At 39.6% G+C, this 14316-nt stretch carries 14 protein-coding genes and 2 pseudogenes; 11 read left to right on the forward strand and 5 right to left on the reverse strand.

Features of this window, described 5'->3' with window-relative positions:
• Positions 1 to 7 precede the first annotated feature (7 nt).
• The 6 genes and pseudogenes from AMBT_RS07905 to AMBT_RS07925 form a co-directional block, all read left to right on the forward strand.
• Positions 8 to 1546 (forward strand): cryptochrome/photolyase family protein, encoded by a 1539-nt coding sequence (locus AMBT_RS07905; protein WP_013784091.1) that lies wholly within the window; start codon positions 8 to 10, stop codon positions 1544 to 1546.
• Positions 1533 to 1670 (forward strand): DUF2256 domain-containing protein, encoded by a 138-nt coding sequence (locus tag AMBT_RS22155; protein ID WP_013784092.1) that lies wholly within the window; start codon positions 1533 to 1535, stop codon positions 1668 to 1670. Before AMBT_RS07905 ends, AMBT_RS22155 begins: the two co-directional genes overlap by 14 nt.
• A 43-nt stretch (positions 1671 to 1713) precedes the next feature.
• Positions 1714 to 3039, forward strand: a complete 1326-nt coding sequence (locus AMBT_RS07910) for a DUF2254 domain-containing protein (RefSeq protein ID WP_013784093.1) — start codon at positions 1714 to 1716, stop codon at positions 3037 to 3039.
• 107 nt (positions 3040 to 3146) lie between these two features.
• Positions 3147 to 3497 (forward strand): hypothetical protein, encoded by a 351-nt coding sequence (locus AMBT_RS07915; protein WP_013784094.1) that lies wholly within the window; start codon positions 3147 to 3149, stop codon positions 3495 to 3497.
• 172 nt (positions 3498 to 3669) lie between these two features.
• Positions 3670 to 4584, forward strand: a complete 915-nt coding sequence (locus AMBT_RS07920) for a hypothetical protein (protein ID WP_013784095.1) — start codon at positions 3670 to 3672, stop codon at positions 4582 to 4584.
• 326 nt (positions 4585 to 4910) lie between these two features.
• Positions 4911 to 5309, forward strand: a pseudogene (locus AMBT_RS07925) (transposase); the annotation flags it as partial.
• 569 nt (positions 5310 to 5878) lie between these two features.
• On the opposite strand, the gene AMBT_RS22590 reads toward AMBT_RS07925, so the two are convergent.
• Positions 5879 to 6052: a hypothetical protein gene (locus AMBT_RS22590; RefSeq protein WP_013784097.1), complete on the reverse strand. Its 174-nt coding sequence runs from the start codon at positions 6050 to 6052 to the stop codon at positions 5879 to 5881.
• Between the two features lie 6 nt (positions 6053 to 6058).
• Entirely contained in the window at positions 6059 to 6184 is a 126-nt protein-coding gene (locus tag AMBT_RS23160; RefSeq protein WP_083820142.1) for a helix-turn-helix domain-containing protein, read from the reverse strand.
• A 279-nt stretch (positions 6185 to 6463) separates the two neighbouring features.
• On the opposite strand from AMBT_RS23160, the pseudogene AMBT_RS07930 reads away from it, so the two are divergent.
• From AMBT_RS07930 to AMBT_RS07950, 4 genes and pseudogenes are all read left to right on the forward strand, one after another.
• A pseudogene (locus AMBT_RS07930) lies at positions 6464 to 7498 on the forward strand (phage/plasmid replication protein, II/X family).
• The gene (locus AMBT_RS07935) at positions 7495 to 7923 is read left to right on the forward strand and encodes a hypothetical protein (RefSeq protein ID WP_013784100.1); all 429 of its coding nucleotides are present in this window, start codon (positions 7495 to 7497) and stop codon (positions 7921 to 7923) included. The pseudogene AMBT_RS07930 and the gene AMBT_RS07935 overlap by 4 nt, the downstream one beginning before the upstream one ends.
• A 1214-nt stretch (positions 7924 to 9137) precedes the next feature.
• Complete coding sequence (locus AMBT_RS07945; RefSeq protein WP_013784102.1) at positions 9138 to 10241, forward strand: tyrosine-type recombinase/integrase; 1104 nt, start codon at positions 9138 to 9140, stop codon at positions 10239 to 10241.
• Between the two features lie 283 nt (positions 10242 to 10524).
• Positions 10525 to 10881 carry a hypothetical protein gene (locus tag AMBT_RS07950; protein ID WP_013784103.1) on the forward strand — a complete coding sequence of 119 codons (357 nt, stop codon included), beginning with the start codon at positions 10525 to 10527 and terminating at the stop codon, positions 10879 to 10881.
• A 61-nt stretch (positions 10882 to 10942) separates the two neighbouring features.
• Here the strand turns inward: AMBT_RS07950 and AMBT_RS07955 are convergent, their stop codons facing one another.
• Together AMBT_RS07955 and AMBT_RS07960 are read right to left on the reverse strand one after the other, a co-directional pair.
• The gene (locus AMBT_RS07955; RefSeq protein ID WP_013784104.1) at positions 10943 to 11320 is read right to left on the reverse strand and encodes a diacylglycerol kinase; all 378 of its coding nucleotides are present in this window, start codon (positions 11318 to 11320) and stop codon (positions 10943 to 10945) included.
• An 87-nt stretch (positions 11321 to 11407) separates the two neighbouring features.
• A complete protein-coding gene (locus tag AMBT_RS07960; RefSeq protein WP_013784105.1) occupies positions 11408 to 11830 on the reverse strand; it encodes a universal stress protein in 423 nt (140 codons plus the stop codon).
• 136 nt (positions 11831 to 11966) lie between these two features.
• Between AMBT_RS07960 and AMBT_RS07965 the strand changes: the two genes are divergently transcribed.
• Positions 11967 to 12455, forward strand: coding sequence for a c-type cytochrome (locus tag AMBT_RS07965; protein WP_013784106.1), 489 nt, complete (start codon positions 11967 to 11969; stop codon positions 12453 to 12455).
• On the opposite strand, the gene AMBT_RS07970 is transcribed toward AMBT_RS07965, so the two are convergent.
• The gene (locus AMBT_RS07970; protein ID WP_013784107.1) at positions 12452 to 14083 is read right to left on the reverse strand and encodes an FMN-binding glutamate synthase family protein; all 1632 of its coding nucleotides are present in this window, start codon (positions 14081 to 14083) and stop codon (positions 12452 to 12454) included. The two genes, AMBT_RS07965 and AMBT_RS07970, sit on opposite strands and share 4 nt — an antisense overlap.
• Positions 14084 to 14316: the final 233 nt, after the last annotated feature.

Raw genomic sequence — 14316 nt, forward strand, 5'->3', positions numbered from 1 at the left:
GGTACCCATGGCGTCTTTAATACTTATTTTAGGTGATCAGCTTACTCGCAACCTGCCTGTTTTAGAAAACGCAAAAAAAGTGCAAGATACCGTGCTTATGGCAGAAGTACGTGAGGAAGCTACTTACGTAAAGCATCACAAAAAGAAAATTGTTTTCCTCTTTAGTGCCATGCGACATTTCGCAAAAGCGTTGAAAGAAGATAATTTTAACGTCAACTATATTGAATATAACGATGAGTCAAACCAAGGCAGTTTGCTCGAACAAGTTAAATATACGCTAGCGAGCGGCGACTTTGATAATGTCAAAGTGACATCACCTGGCGAATATCGTTTACTGAAAAGCATGCAGCAATGGGAGCAATCCTTAGGTGTGCCTGTCAGCATAATCAACGACGCTCGTTTTCTCGCCAGCCCCAAAGAATTTAGTGATTGGGCACATGATAGAAAACAATTGCGTATGGAATTTTTCTACCGAGAGATGCGAAGAAAACATGGCATCTTGATGGAAGATAAAAGCCCTATTGGTGGGAAGTGGAATTACGACGCGCAAAACCGAGAGCCTATGCCGGCGGGTACTAATGTGCCGACCCACACGCAATTCAAGATAGACGCTATTACCCAAGACGTTATTGATTTAGTTGAAAAGGAGTTTAGCGATCATTTTGGTGACATTAGCCCATTTCACTTTGCCGTTACCCGCGACGATGCGCTAACGGTGCTTAGCGACTTCATAGAAGAACGGTTACCCCATTTTGGCCAATACCAAGATGCCATGGTTGAAGGCAAACCTTGGTTATATCACTCCCATATCGCGTTTTATTTAAATTGTGGTTTGCTTAGCCCGAAAGAAGCCATTGATGCTGCGGAATCGGCTTATTACGCGGGCACTGCGCCGCTTAACTCGGTTGAAGGTTTTATTCGCCAAATACTGGGGTGGCGGGAATTTGTTAGAGGGTTTTATTGGCACTTTATGCCAAGCCTTAAGAGCGATAATTATTTCAACCATAATCGCTCACTCCCCGATTTCTTTTGGAATGGCCAAACCAACATGAACTGCATGCGCCAATGCATAAAGGAAACACAAGCAAACGCGTATGCTCATCATATACAGCGATTAATGGTGCTGGGGAATTTCTGTCTTTTAACGGGGTTGTCACCCGAAGAAGTTCAACAATGGTACTTGCTGGTTTATGCAGATGCGTATGAATGGGTAGAACTACCAAATGTAGCAGGCATGGCCTTATACAGTGATGGCGGTCAACTCGCGAGCAAACCTTATGTCGCCAGTGGTAGCTATATTAATAAAATGTCGAACTACTGCAAAAACTGCGGTTATCAAGTTAGTAAAAAAACAGGTCCTAAGGCTTGCCCGTTCAATTACTTATACTGGCATTTTATCGATAAGCATAAAGAAAAGCTAAGCGGTAATCCAAGAATGGCAATGATGTATAAAACTCATGGCCGCATGAAAGATGAAAATATAAACGCAATGAAAGACAGCGTGACAATTTTTTTAACTAAATTATCTGAAAATGAAGAAGTCTGATTTACCAAGCAAAATGTGCCCCGTGTGCAACAGACTATTCACTTGGCGTAAGAAATGGGAGAAGAATTGGGATAACGTAGTGTATTGTTCTAAACGTTGTGCCGGAAACAAACGTATGAAATAGAAACTTCTTACTATAATTATAATAAAAGAAAGGACACGAATTAATGGATGCGCCTATTTCAGTAGATAGATTTCGTTTTTTACTTTTTAGCTTCAAGGAAAAACTGTGGGTAAAGCCTTTATCACTATGCGTATTGTCTATCGCTGCGGTGTTCGCCTCAAAACTGGCAGACGGCACCGCACTCGCTGAACATCTACCTAAAGTCGATCAATCCTCAGTAGAAACACTGCTATCCATTATGGCATCGAGCATGCTGGTCATAGCGACTTTCTCGGCAGGCACTATGGTAAGTGCCTATGCATCTGCTAGCAGGTCATCGACGCCACGTTCGGTAAGTTTAATCATCTCAGATGATGCCTCACAAAATGCGCTGTCTACTTTTGTAGGCGCGTTTATCTTTAGCGTCGTCGCCATAACCGCATCAATTAACAATTTCTTCGAAGACGCTGGAATATTTCTTCTTTTTTGTCTTACCTGTCTCGTCTTTGTGATTGTCATTCTTACGTTTATCCGGTGGGTAGACAGTGTCGCGAGACTCGGCCGTGTGGGCTCTACGGTACAAAAAGTTGAAGATGCCGCCATGCGTGCTATTAACCATCGATTATCGACGCCCAGGCTCGGCGGTAAGCCGCAGCCGAACAGTGTGAAAGAGCAGGGCGGTGATCCCTCAAAATACCAAACACTAACAACTGATAGTATTGGCTATGTACAAATGGTTGATATGGCAAAAGTACAAGCGTGGGCTGAAGAACGAGACACTCAAGTTCATATCGCCATGCTACCCGGACAATTTTGCACACCGGATAAACCGCTGTGCTACATCGAGAGCTTTAAACCGAAAAACTCCGAGGATGACAGCAGCAGTAAAGCCAGCGATAAATCAGCACTGCTTTCAGCATTTCAAATTGGCAGCGAACGGTCATTTGAAGCCGATCCTAGATATGGATTGGTCGTGCTATCAGAAATAGCATCCCGCGCGCTTTCACCTTCAGTAAACGACCCAGGTACCGCCATCAGTATTCTTGGCAGTTATGCTCGGCTGTTTATTCAGTGGGCGCACAAAGAAAAATGCGATGACATTGGTGATATTAAATACGATAAAGTAACCGTACCTGACATGAGTACGGCCGATATGTTTGATGACGCATTCACAGGTTTAGCACGAGATGGTGCATCCATGATTGAAGTCTCTATAAGAATACAAAAGACGTTAGATGCCATTGCAAAAACAAGCAATGATGATATTTGTAAAGCTGCAACTAAACATGCTAAAGAAGCTTATGAACGCAGTATGAAAGCGTTAATTCATGACGGCGATAAAGAAATGTTAAGTGCAGTAGTGAATAGCTTAAACAATAAAAGAAGCTAAGCCATAGATTCTTTTATTTACTGAATTTAGGAATTCAGCAATGTTCTATTAAAACCAAATAATAGATTTCAATACGCGGATTATATGTAGATTGAAGGTAGCGTTTAGTGAGCACAATTGAAAGTGATGACATAAAACAACATGTAGAAAATGTTATAGCGTTTCCTACATGTTTAGCAGAAGTAAGAAAAGTTATTGCAACGTATATTACTGGCAAGCTAGTTGGCTGTTCGCAACATTTAATAGATACTGCAATAGAAAACAGCGTTAGTCATTACAAACAATTTGTACACAACGCGAATATTACCGAAAGTGTTGAAGTATCTTTATCAGAAGAAGATGTGACTTTATTAAATAAAAACCTGACTAAAATACAAAGAGAAAACCGCAAGCAGTTGTTAAGAATGTTAGAACGCATAATTATATTAGAAATAGAAAATGCGGCTTTGAAAAACTAACCCAAATATTGTAATTAATAGCAAAATTATTACAGATTTCATCAATGCTATTGACGCCAATAGCCCATTGTTTATTGAGAAAGATTGCAAATAGCTTGTTTACCAGAGATATTTTTCAGTATAATTTTAAAAATTGTTTAAATATTTGGTTTCATTATTGGAGGTTTTTATTTTGTTTGACAAGTTATTGGATGCATTTCCCGCAAACCAAAGTTTCTTTCAATTAGCTATAGTTAAGAAAACATGTGTGTGTGTGATTTTTCTATTTATCGTTTTATTGCTTACCATAAGCATAGTTAGTTCATTCCAATACGATTTATACTTAGACTTTACATATAATGGATTCAACAATTTATTTTTAATGTTTAAATTTCCCTTGGCTATCCTAGCAACACTTATCCCTCTTCTTGCTCTATATGCAACAAATCACCGTTCAGAACAAACTAAAAAAAGTATAAATTTGCTCTCTGCCCAAAACGACTTTACAAACTATCATCGTCATATTGAGCTATTTGAAAAGCATATAGAAAATATCATAAATGACGATGTCATAATAAGATCTAGAGAGTTACACCACAAAGTTTTTCCAAAGAGTGAGTCTGGAATTCCAACGTTTACGGTAGACAACTCATTTGAAGATGTTTTAGATGCAAATTTTGGGTTAATCTATAGTTTAATTACTCAGTTGTCTTCGACCGACAAAGGTCAAATAGTCGAAGTATTCATACAAATCGCACAGGTTCTCCATAACACCGAAAAAGAACTTTGCTGTCGTCTGATAAAACCTACAACTAACCTTGAGTTAGAGTTTGAACGTAATAGTGCAAATTTATATGGCGACGGTGATTTAAAGGGGGCGCTATTAGCGTTACAAAAACTTGCTGATATCAGCGTACATATTTTAAGTTTTTCAGATACAAAACAGCAAAACAAAATTATAAGTGATTTTAAGGAAATAGATCCTAGTGAAGCTCCCCCTGAGTTTAATTACGCAAATTTATCAAATAGCCACAAGGATATACCATGCTACTTTTATGAAGAGGCTAATAACTTAATTCGGAAGAGAAGTAAAAAAAACACGGCATGAAATTTATTTAGTGAATCGGAGCAGGTGCTTAAAATTTATCCTTTAGGAATATAAAATAAATAACTTAAGACCGAAATTAGTATGAGAATAGGGGCCGTATTGTAAGAATTTAATTGAGCAGTAATAAAATGCATACCGAATAATCATGATGCAATAGTACTTAATATAAAAAATATTCCAAATTTAAGGTGTCGCTACGTAAATTCTGGAGATACCCAAGGCCCCGAATTCAGATAATAAGTGCATCACTCATGGTTAAACGGTGACAAGAGATCAACTGCCTGTTGGTGGTACTCTGTAGTCGCCAAACAATCATGAGTATTATCATGAGTTACAAGCAGTTGATCGAAGGCCAACGATACCAGATCGAGGCCTACTTACACGAGGGTTTCAGCTACCGGGATATTAATAAGCGGCTTAAAGTGAGCCACAGCAGGATTGGTCGTGAAGTACGGCGTAACAGAATTCGGAAGAATCACTACTTGCCTGAAGTTGCGCAGGCTAAGACGATGAAACGACGATGTCAGGCAGCGAAATATGGAATACCCGTCCTGACGATGAATCTTGTTAAGTTTGGGTTGAGTCAGAAATGGAGTCCCGAGCAGATTGCAGGTGTAGGAAAAATTCTTGGCCACCCAGTCAGTCATGAGTGGGTTTACGGCTAAGTACAGCAAGACAAGTTGCGTGGCGGCAAGCTGTATAAGCAATTACGGCATGCGTACCAAACTTAGCTGTTGGTCAGTGGTCAAAGTGACTGGTTTATTCATAGTTATAACGCGCTCAAAAATAGTTCACAAATTGTACTTCCAATTAGGTATAATTAAAGAATATTTTCAATGTTGTGAAACGTGGACGATATACCAACGAGCGCTAGTCGTTGTAGAAGAAAATATAATAAAAGGGCTGTATTGCCCAAGCCTCGCGCGCAAACAGACAACGGCAAAATCGTTATGCGAAACGAAGCATTAAAGTTTATAGAAAACATGATAACAGTCGATCCTACAGTTGTTTATTTATTAATAGCCTACTTCTTTGTGAATAGGGTTTGTAAGACGATTGAGATTTATTTTAAAACTAGTAAATAAGCAAAAAAGCCCTCATTTGAGGGCTTTTTTATGCCCAGCCGGCATGAAGTGAACGGAAGCGTTCTTCTAGGTATAAATGCAGAATCTTCTTCACCCAACGGCCTGACTCCGTTCAATAAAGAGTCATGGCCACCCTGCTAAACCGGACGAATACAACGCGAGAGCAGGGGAAACGATGGCCTATTCTTTAATGCCGTATTTCTCTAAATTCAAGCCCGCTTTTTCATTGCTGCAGCCTGTGGATGTGGGTCATTCTTGTAAGTGTCTTGTACCTGCTGAATAAACAACGCGTGGTTATCAAGCAAGCGCGATAAAACTGCAACGGTTTTAATGTCCATGCCTGTGAGTATATCCTTCGCATAAATTAATTCTTCTAAATTCATTTTCTGTCACTCGCTGTGTTTATTGAAAATATCATTAGCTGTGCAGCCTAAGCAAGTGATGATCTTATTAAGCGTAGACGCCTTTGGATCTGTATCGCCGTTCACAACTCTTGAAACCTGCGTTAATTGCATCGCTGATGCGCTTGCAAACTGTGATTGGATTAGCCCTTTGTAACCTTAACGCCCTAACATTTTCGCCTATAAAAATACTTTAACACTCTTATTTCACGTGTACGTAGAATCATACACCACGCTTTTAAACCATAAAGCTTGACTTGCTTTACATGTGTATTTGTATTTCACATATAAGTGTATTGACAGGTTTTGCAGAGTGAAAAATTACAGCGAGCTGGGAAGTCTAGTAATACCCGACTTTTGTCTCAAAATGAGAACCGTACAGGTAAATATCCAATGATTGATTGGGTTCGTGCCTCTTTGCCAATTGTTCACGCTCCATTAAATGCTGGAGAAGTTTTTAGCATGGACGAACATGGTGAAATTGAATGGCGCAGCCCAAAAAGAAATCATGCTGTTGGCAGTTATGACAAGCGAATATCTATTAAGAGTGAAGGCGCAGACGGGCAGGGCAACGCAACCCATTTATGGGTAAGCGGCAACCCTTCTAAATTCCTTCAAGGTCACAATCACAATGTATTTGGCTCTGACGATCTGCTTACGCTTGTTTATGACACGTTCAACATTATTGCAGACCAGTTCAAGCTTCAACCAACATTACCAGAGCGAGTTGCTATCCGTAGCGGTAATTATAACCTTGGAATGACCGACATAAATTACTCGTTCAACTTACCATCACGCAGTGATGTTCTAGCATTTATCCGCGCCATGGAGTTTAAAGCTAAGACACGTCACGGCAGACCAACCACCAAGGGAGGAACGCTTTACTTCGGAAAAACCTCTGAGCGCTGGGCAATTAAACTGTATTGCAAAGCCGAAGAAATCAGAACTAAAACCGGACAGTTACCTGAGCAATTAACTAATATCGGCATCGAAAATTGGGCAGAAAACAAGTTGCGTATCGAGCTGCGTTTACACCGCAAAGAACTAGAAAAGCTCGATATTACGCAAGCGAAAGACTTAACACCCAATCGAGTTCGCCAGTTGTTCAACCTGTACTTAGGTAAAATAGAAATGACTGACCAAATAAGATTAACTGATGAAATCACGGCAAAGCTGCCTAATAAATTAATAGCAACTTAAACATTATGGACTGAGGGCCATGACCTAAGAAGTATGATGTCGAAAGCCACATATTACCGGCAACGAAAATCGTTAATGGAATATGGGATCAATATCGATTTAAGGCCATGCGAACCTGCGAAATCAAATGTAGTTCCGTTGTTTAGAATATTAGAAGCCAAACCAGCTGAGGTTCCGGACTGGGCGTATTCAAAGAATCTGATTCACCAATCGAGAAAAGCACAATGAATTTAAACAAAGCAATGGACTATGCCAGGCATGCCGATTTCAATAAAGAATCCATTGTTTGCCTGTGTAAATGGCAAAACAATTACTGTGTATTTAGCTTAGATTATTTACAGGAAGAATCAGAAAACTGGTTCGGTATTGAATACCTAGGAAGTAAATTACTGGATGCTTATAGTGTTAAAGGTGAAAGCTATGGTGGTGAAGTAATACAAGAATTAACTGACGATATTATAGAGCATATTAGTCCTGATAATCTGAACTTCCAAATCTATCAAACGAAGGTTGATACATCTTTAATTGTGCCAGCAATTTACCATCAGTTGTTGCCAGACTTTATTCTAGATTACGAGCGAGTTGACGATATATCTTTTTACCGTCATCAAGTTGACCGGACACTGAATCTAATTAATAGACCTGCAAATTAATAGAAAACTAAGGCTGCGCTACGCGCATACGGTGACCGTATGCGCGCAAAGCGGCCTCAGATTTTAATCTCACGCACGTTATAAAAACACACCTCATAACCACGCAATAGCTGCAAACGCAAAAAAGTGTGTAAGTCATCACGCACGACAAAGCTACCGAGAAGGCTGGCATCAACTACCCTAAACCCTCATATACTTAATTGCGCATAATGTATATTATGTTAAATAGGATATTGATATCTATGTAGGTAGGCGCGTTCATGTGTCGATGCATTCCCAACTCTCTATCCCGCTGTGGCCAGTACTAAGACTGTTCCCTGTCCTAGGTTTAGGTGTGTTTTACCGATATGTTTAAATTTATTTGGCTGAAATGGAAACTACTTTCTAAAGGACAATCTTAAGGAAAATGATTAGAAGCTTACCGTGGATTATGTACTTACTATTAAATTTGCAGCGTGGCGAACATTATTAATAATTTATGGCGGCTTTATTAATACGATACGTATGGTTATTACTAACAAGGCTTTATTAAGCTTGTTGAGTATTTTTATATGGAAACAAATTAGTCAGGTGCTTGTGTGTCTCAACGAGCCCTTATCGTGTTTATGCATCAATGATAATGTCAGGGTTATTATTAATAATTCGATTTGTTGAACAACACGATATTCATATTTTAGCTGCATCTAATTTAACGCGGTGATTATCTAGTACTTCTTATTTACTTTTCTTGCCGCTGGTAAGACACCTAACCTTTTTATAATTTAAATTTTATACTTTGTGTGTTGCATCAATTTTTATTGTGTCTTTTAGAGAGGATATTTTATGCCTAAAAACAACGTATACAGGCTGTAAGGTGTTTATTGATAAGTGATGCTAGTTGAATATACGCTTAACCTAGTACTGAGTATGTTAATTGTTGGGAGTAATATTAGGCCCAGTAAAGTTGAAACTTGAGTAATCTTAACGCGCTCCTACGTGAAATCTAAGCGCATAATAGAGGTATATACCGCTAAATTTCACGTAGCGCACGTTTAATAAATAGCCGATTATAAAAGAAAATGTGGTTATTACCATTACAGCTGTATATAACAACAGTGTAAGTGTGTAGAATCGGGGTAATATAGGGCTACTTCAGTAATTTCACGCATGATAACTGTAATTATCATGCATGAAATTAGTTAGCCAAATTGTCGTGAAAACAATGAGTTAGTTAGATGTCGTCTATATTCAAACCTGGTTCAAATACACAACTGTCTATTGTCGATGGTGACAGTACCAATACAGAACGAGCTGAATATGTTGATGCGTATTTTCGTGACATATTTACAAAGCTACCTCGCAATACCCAACGCGCTTATATCAGTGACTTTAACGACTTCGCCATTTTCTGCCAGTCAGAACGTATCGACAGTTTTAGTGATGATTTCTCTCATAACGAATACGCAATTAAACGCTATGTAGAAGAACTGTGTAAGTCTCCCCTCGCCTACAGAACTATCAAACGCCGCCTATCAGCGCTGAGTAAATTTTTAGGCATTGCGAAACTTCCGAATCCTATCATCCAATCGGTGTATCTGCGGGACTTCGTTCGTTTGTCACTTATTGAAAATTGTAAGTTCCAACTTAGTCATAACCAAGCCGTTCCGCTTACTATCGATTTATTGGACGAAATAAACAATAAAATTATTCCAGACACATTGTTAGAAATGCGAGATTTAACGATTATGAACTTAATGTTCGATGCACTCTTACGCGCTGATGAGCTAGTACGTGTATGTGCTGAGCATATTAGTAGACGCAATAATGCATTGCTAGTTGTTACATCAAAGTCTGATCAAAGCGGCAAGGGTTCACATCGATTTATCTCTACTAGTACTATCAACATGGTTGATGAATATATTGCAGAGGCTAACTTTGATGCTAAGACGCAGAGCGAAAGACTAATTGATGATCCTCGCCGTTTAAACAAAGGTATTCTTTTTCGCCGTGTTTCAAACCGCGGGCATGCGCTGCTGCCTTATAACGAACAGCCAAATACACATCAACATTCACCATTATATGAATCTTCAATTCTCGATTATTCGAGTGTTTATCGAATATGGAAACGAGTTGCTGCCCGTGCAGGAATAAAAGAAAACATTACGCCTCATAGTGGCAGAGTTGGTGGCGCAGTTTCACTTGCAGAAAATGGTGCTACCTTGCCCGAACTCCAATTGGCCGGAGGCTGGCAGTCCCCTGAAATGCCTGGTCACTATACGCAACAAGCTAATGTAAAACGAGGCGGAATGGCTAAGTTATCAGAAAAATTTAAACGTTAATTTTAGGTTTCATTCAACTGCCCGTGCTCGATATTGGATTTACCTCGTTATTTGTCCTAATTGTGTAATTCTTTGGGATAGAATACCAATCGCATATCTTATTGATATTAATACTGTTAACCCACTCATTTAGTTACGCGTAACTTTTTATGCTGATCGTTCCCGTCTTTCCCCTCCTCTTTTTCAAATCTCTCACTTCTTTTTCCGTGTTTGCTATCAAAATTGAACCCAATTATCGAATAGCTTCGTACCAACTAGCATAGGTATTAAAAAAGGAAATGTTATGTCTAATGGTATTAACGCGTCACACGGTAAAACAATTGCAGAGCTCGTCATTCCATCTAAAACTTGGTCACTTCATCCGGAAAAGAAACCAGCATTTACTTCAATTGATGAAGCCATTGACTACTTTGCTGACAACAATGAGCCGCTTTATATTAAAGTTCCATTTGTCGATGAGGAAGATAATGTACTCGTTCATGTGAATTCTAGCGGCGAGGATGTGGTGTTCACTATTTCCGATTTGAATCATGGCGGTGAAAGTCGTGTTGATGCATCACATTTAAAGAACTTAAGTAGTACTGTGGTGGAGTTAATCGAGCAATGTTACGACGAAAAGAAAAGCCCAGAAACTATGTAATAGGTTAGCCATCTTATTGTAGATAAACGTACATCTTATTAAATCTACGTTTTTAATATTTTTACATCAAGATAATCCCCCATGTTACCAACACGAGTATCAAACTGATAAATACCGCAGCCGATCCAATATCTTTGGCCTTCCCTATCAGTTCGTGCATATCAGTACTTACGTGGTCTGATAGTTTTTCCACGGCAGTGTTAAGTAGTTCTGTGATTAGTACGACAAACAGTGAGAAGAGTAACAACACTCTTTCGCTGTTTGTTACTTCAAGCATGAACACAATGGGAAGTAATATTGCCATTGCTACAACTTCTTGCCTAACCGCGGCTTCGCTGGAAAATGCCGCTTTTATTCCTCTATAAGAGTAGATAGTAGCAAAATATAAACGAGTAAAACCCGAGCGCTTTGGTGGCATAACGTTACAGTGTTTATTCATAATTCCTAGACACTAACTTATTTAAATGACAGATATGTTAAGAGTCGTTCAGAGCAGGTATCAATGTCATTCGCTATGTCTCAGTGTTTAGATTTTTACCGCTAACACATCTCTTTTTACACCGTGCAGCACAGCATTTGCTGTCGAGCCTAGTAGAAGCCGAAGACCACTTTGACCATGTGTGCCTATCACAATCAAATCGGCGTTTAACTTTTCAGCTAAGTGATGTATTTCATCTGCAGGTGAACCAATTTCTACATTTACGTTAGTATCTGGAATATTGTTGATTGCCGCAATGTCTTTCAATTTTGTCATTGCTTGTTCTTGTACGTCTTGTGAATAGTCACGTTCCAAAAATAGTCCGTATGGCTCAACGTTAGTCTGTGGAAATGCCACATAAAGTAGATGAACGTTTTTTGGATCTGGTGCTACCCGCAGGGCTTTCGCTAAAATTTGCGAATAGTCTGAAAACACATCTATAGGTACTAAAACAGTCTTGTAATCGTCCATTAGTTCGTTCCATTAACGGGAGTGGATAATCACAATATAGTTAACTTCTCTTCACATTTCTTTGATTGAAATCAATTCGCCGTTCTAGTTTTGCACCATAATGAAATTTCAGAATAATAAAGTTGGAGTCGTGAACATGGCAAAACTTACTACTGCATTACCATTAATCGCGTTGTTATTGGCGGGATGCGATTTAGGACCAGACTCGCCTCGGGGGTTTAGCTTACCTGAGGGAAATGCAGACGCTGGTAAAGTGGCATTTCAGAAGTACCAGTGTACAGACTGTCACCAAATAGAAGGCATAACGATGCCAGAAGATCATGCTTATCTAGTGCCCAAACCAATACCTCTAGGGGGAAGCAGCGGCAGGATCACTACTTATGGAGAGCTTGTTACCAGCGTGATAAATCCGTCACATAAGTTAACGCGAAGACAGCCTGTTAGTATGACTTCCGTAGATGGAGAGTCTCGCATGCGTAATATGAACAATGTACTTACTGTTCAGGAACTTATTGATTTAGTTGCTTATTTGCAACCTAAATACAAGGTTGTTCCCTACAGAACTTCAGAATATCGGTTGTACCAGTTACGCGTGCCTGAGGAAGATATAATTGACCGAGATTAAGAGACACATTTGGTTTCTTCCTCAATTTCAGCTAGCAAACTACATGGCATGAAGCTATCAGCATTTGCTTCTTTCACATGTAGTTTAAAGCGCTCTGGAATATCATCGCTCAATAGCGAACCTGTTTTTACAAGTGGAAAGATTTCATCATAGCGCGCAATGTTAGCTTGATCTAATCGTCTGAATATATGCGTACGATTTAGCTCCTTTGTGCTTACATGCCCGGTTGAAGAAAGGATATCCATCAGCGCATGGAGCGTTTTTTTGTGAAAGCGGTAAACACGCTCAAATTTGTCTTCGACTACGAGTCCCTTTGTCAACTTAGGATCCTGAGTAGCAACGCCGGTCGGGCACTTGTTCGTATTGCAAGATAGCGATTGAACACAGCCTAACGCTAACATCATCCCTCTAGCGCTATTACATACATCTGCGCCTAAACTTAGTGTTTTAACTAATTGAAATGCCGAGATGATTTTACCAGAAGCGATAATCTTGATGTCTTTTCGTAGGTCGTAGCCTATTAAGCAGTCGTCTACAAATGCTAGCGCCTCTCTTAGCGGAAAACCAATGGAATTTGTGTACTCAAGGGGCGCAGCTCCTGTACCGCCCTCGCCTCCGTCAACGGTTATAAAATCAGGTGTTACACCGGTTTTCACCATAGCTTTACACATGGCAACAAACTCGCTTTTTCGCCCTAGCGCTAATTTAATACCAATGGGTTTACCACCGCTAAGTTCGCGAAGTTGTGTAATAAAATCTATCATTTCGATTGGCGTTGAAAATGCGCTGTGTCTGGGTGGCGAGTCTACTTGTGTACCAGGCTCTACCCCTCTAATTTTGGCAATTTCAGGTGTATTCTTGTATGCAGGTAAAATACCGCCGTGGCCAGGTTTAGCGCCTTGACTAAGTTTAATCTCAATCATTTTTACCTGTGGAAGGCAGGCTTTTTCTTTAAACTTGTCAGCATCAAAATCGCCGTCTTTTGTTCTACAGCCAAAGTAACCTGTGCCTATTTGCCATACTAAGTCACCACTGTTTTCTAAGTGATAAGGAGTTAGTCCACCTTCCCCAGTGTTGTGATAAAAGTTACCTTTTTGAGCTCCTTTATTTAGTGCTAAAATGGCGTTCTTTGACAAACTACCAAAGCTCATTGCACTTATGTTCAGGATACTGGCATGGTAGGGTTGTTTACAATATTTGCCACCTATAGTGATACGTGGGTCATGGTTCATTTCGCCTAGATCCCTTGCGGATAAAGAATGCCCTATCCATTCATACCCGTCTTTGTAAGTATCTAGCTGTGTACCAAAAGGAATAGTTTCTCTGCTATCTTTTGCTCTTTGATAAACAATAGAGCGAAACATACGTGATATGGGCGCGCCTTCAGTATCGGACTCTAAGATATATTGTTGCAAGTAAGGCCTAAGTGCTTCAATAGTCCAACGGGTCCGGCCAATTAATGGAAAATTTCGTAAAATGGTGTGTTGTGTTTGCAACGAGTCATATACGGCAAAAGCTAACAAAGCGACGGTTAGTAACAAAAACCACCAAGCGGGCTGCCAATAAAAACCTATCAATAGATTAATAGTACATATTGCTGTTAGTGAGCCTAAGATTCGTTTTCGCATAACTACTCCGTTGGTGTCTACCCAGTTGTGTACTGTTATAAAACCATTTCGGGTTTATTAAAGCAGTATATTATCGTTACTACTCACTATTTATCAGACAAGCCTTACTGTAATGTCCATTTCCCTAAACTAAAATACTAACCTACTCCGTCACCTACCTTTTCTCATTCGCTCACGTTTCATTACATGCTAATCTAAACACTAATATATACTTCAGCAAGTTGAACATCTTA

The sequence above is a fragment of the Alteromonas naphthalenivorans genome (genome assembly GCF_000213655.1).
GTDB classification, from domain to species: Bacteria; Pseudomonadota; Gammaproteobacteria; order Enterobacterales; family Alteromonadaceae; genus Alteromonas; species Alteromonas naphthalenivorans.

Excerpts from the sequence above, each read along its gene's own strand:
- AMBT_RS07905 (WP_013784091.1), top strand. The coding sequence starts at position 8 with ATGGCGTCTTTAATACTTATTTTAGGTGATCAGCTTACTCGCAACCTG.
- AMBT_RS22155 (WP_013784092.1), top strand. The coding sequence starts at position 1,533 with ATGAAGAAGTCTGATTTACCAAGCAAAATGTGCCCCGTGTGCAACAGA.
- AMBT_RS07910 (WP_013784093.1), top strand. The coding sequence starts at position 1,714 with ATGGATGCGCCTATTTCAGTAGATAGATTTCGTTTTTTACTTTTTAGC.
- AMBT_RS22590 (WP_013784097.1), bottom strand. The coding sequence starts at position 6,052 with ATGAATTTAGAAGAATTAATTTATGCGAAGGATATACTCACAGGCATG.
- AMBT_RS23160 (WP_083820142.1), bottom strand. The coding sequence starts at position 6,184 with ATGCAATTAACGCAGGTTTCAAGAGTTGTGAACGGCGATACAGATCCA.
- AMBT_RS07935 (WP_013784100.1), top strand. The coding sequence starts at position 7,495 with ATGAATTTAAACAAAGCAATGGACTATGCCAGGCATGCCGATTTCAAT.
- AMBT_RS07945 (WP_013784102.1), top strand. The coding sequence starts at position 9,138 with ATGTCGTCTATATTCAAACCTGGTTCAAATACACAACTGTCTATTGTC.
- AMBT_RS07950 (WP_013784103.1), top strand. The coding sequence starts at position 10,525 with ATGTCTAATGGTATTAACGCGTCACACGGTAAAACAATTGCAGAGCTC.
- AMBT_RS07955 (WP_013784104.1), bottom strand. The coding sequence starts at position 11,320 with ATGAATAAACACTGTAACGTTATGCCACCAAAGCGCTCGGGTTTTACT.
- AMBT_RS07960 (WP_013784105.1), bottom strand. The coding sequence starts at position 11,830 with ATGGACGATTACAAGACTGTTTTAGTACCTATAGATGTGTTTTCAGAC.
- AMBT_RS07965 (WP_013784106.1), top strand. The coding sequence starts at position 11,967 with ATGGCAAAACTTACTACTGCATTACCATTAATCGCGTTGTTATTGGCG.
- AMBT_RS07970 (WP_013784107.1), bottom strand. The coding sequence starts at position 14,083 with ATGCGAAAACGAATCTTAGGCTCACTAACAGCAATATGTACTATTAAT.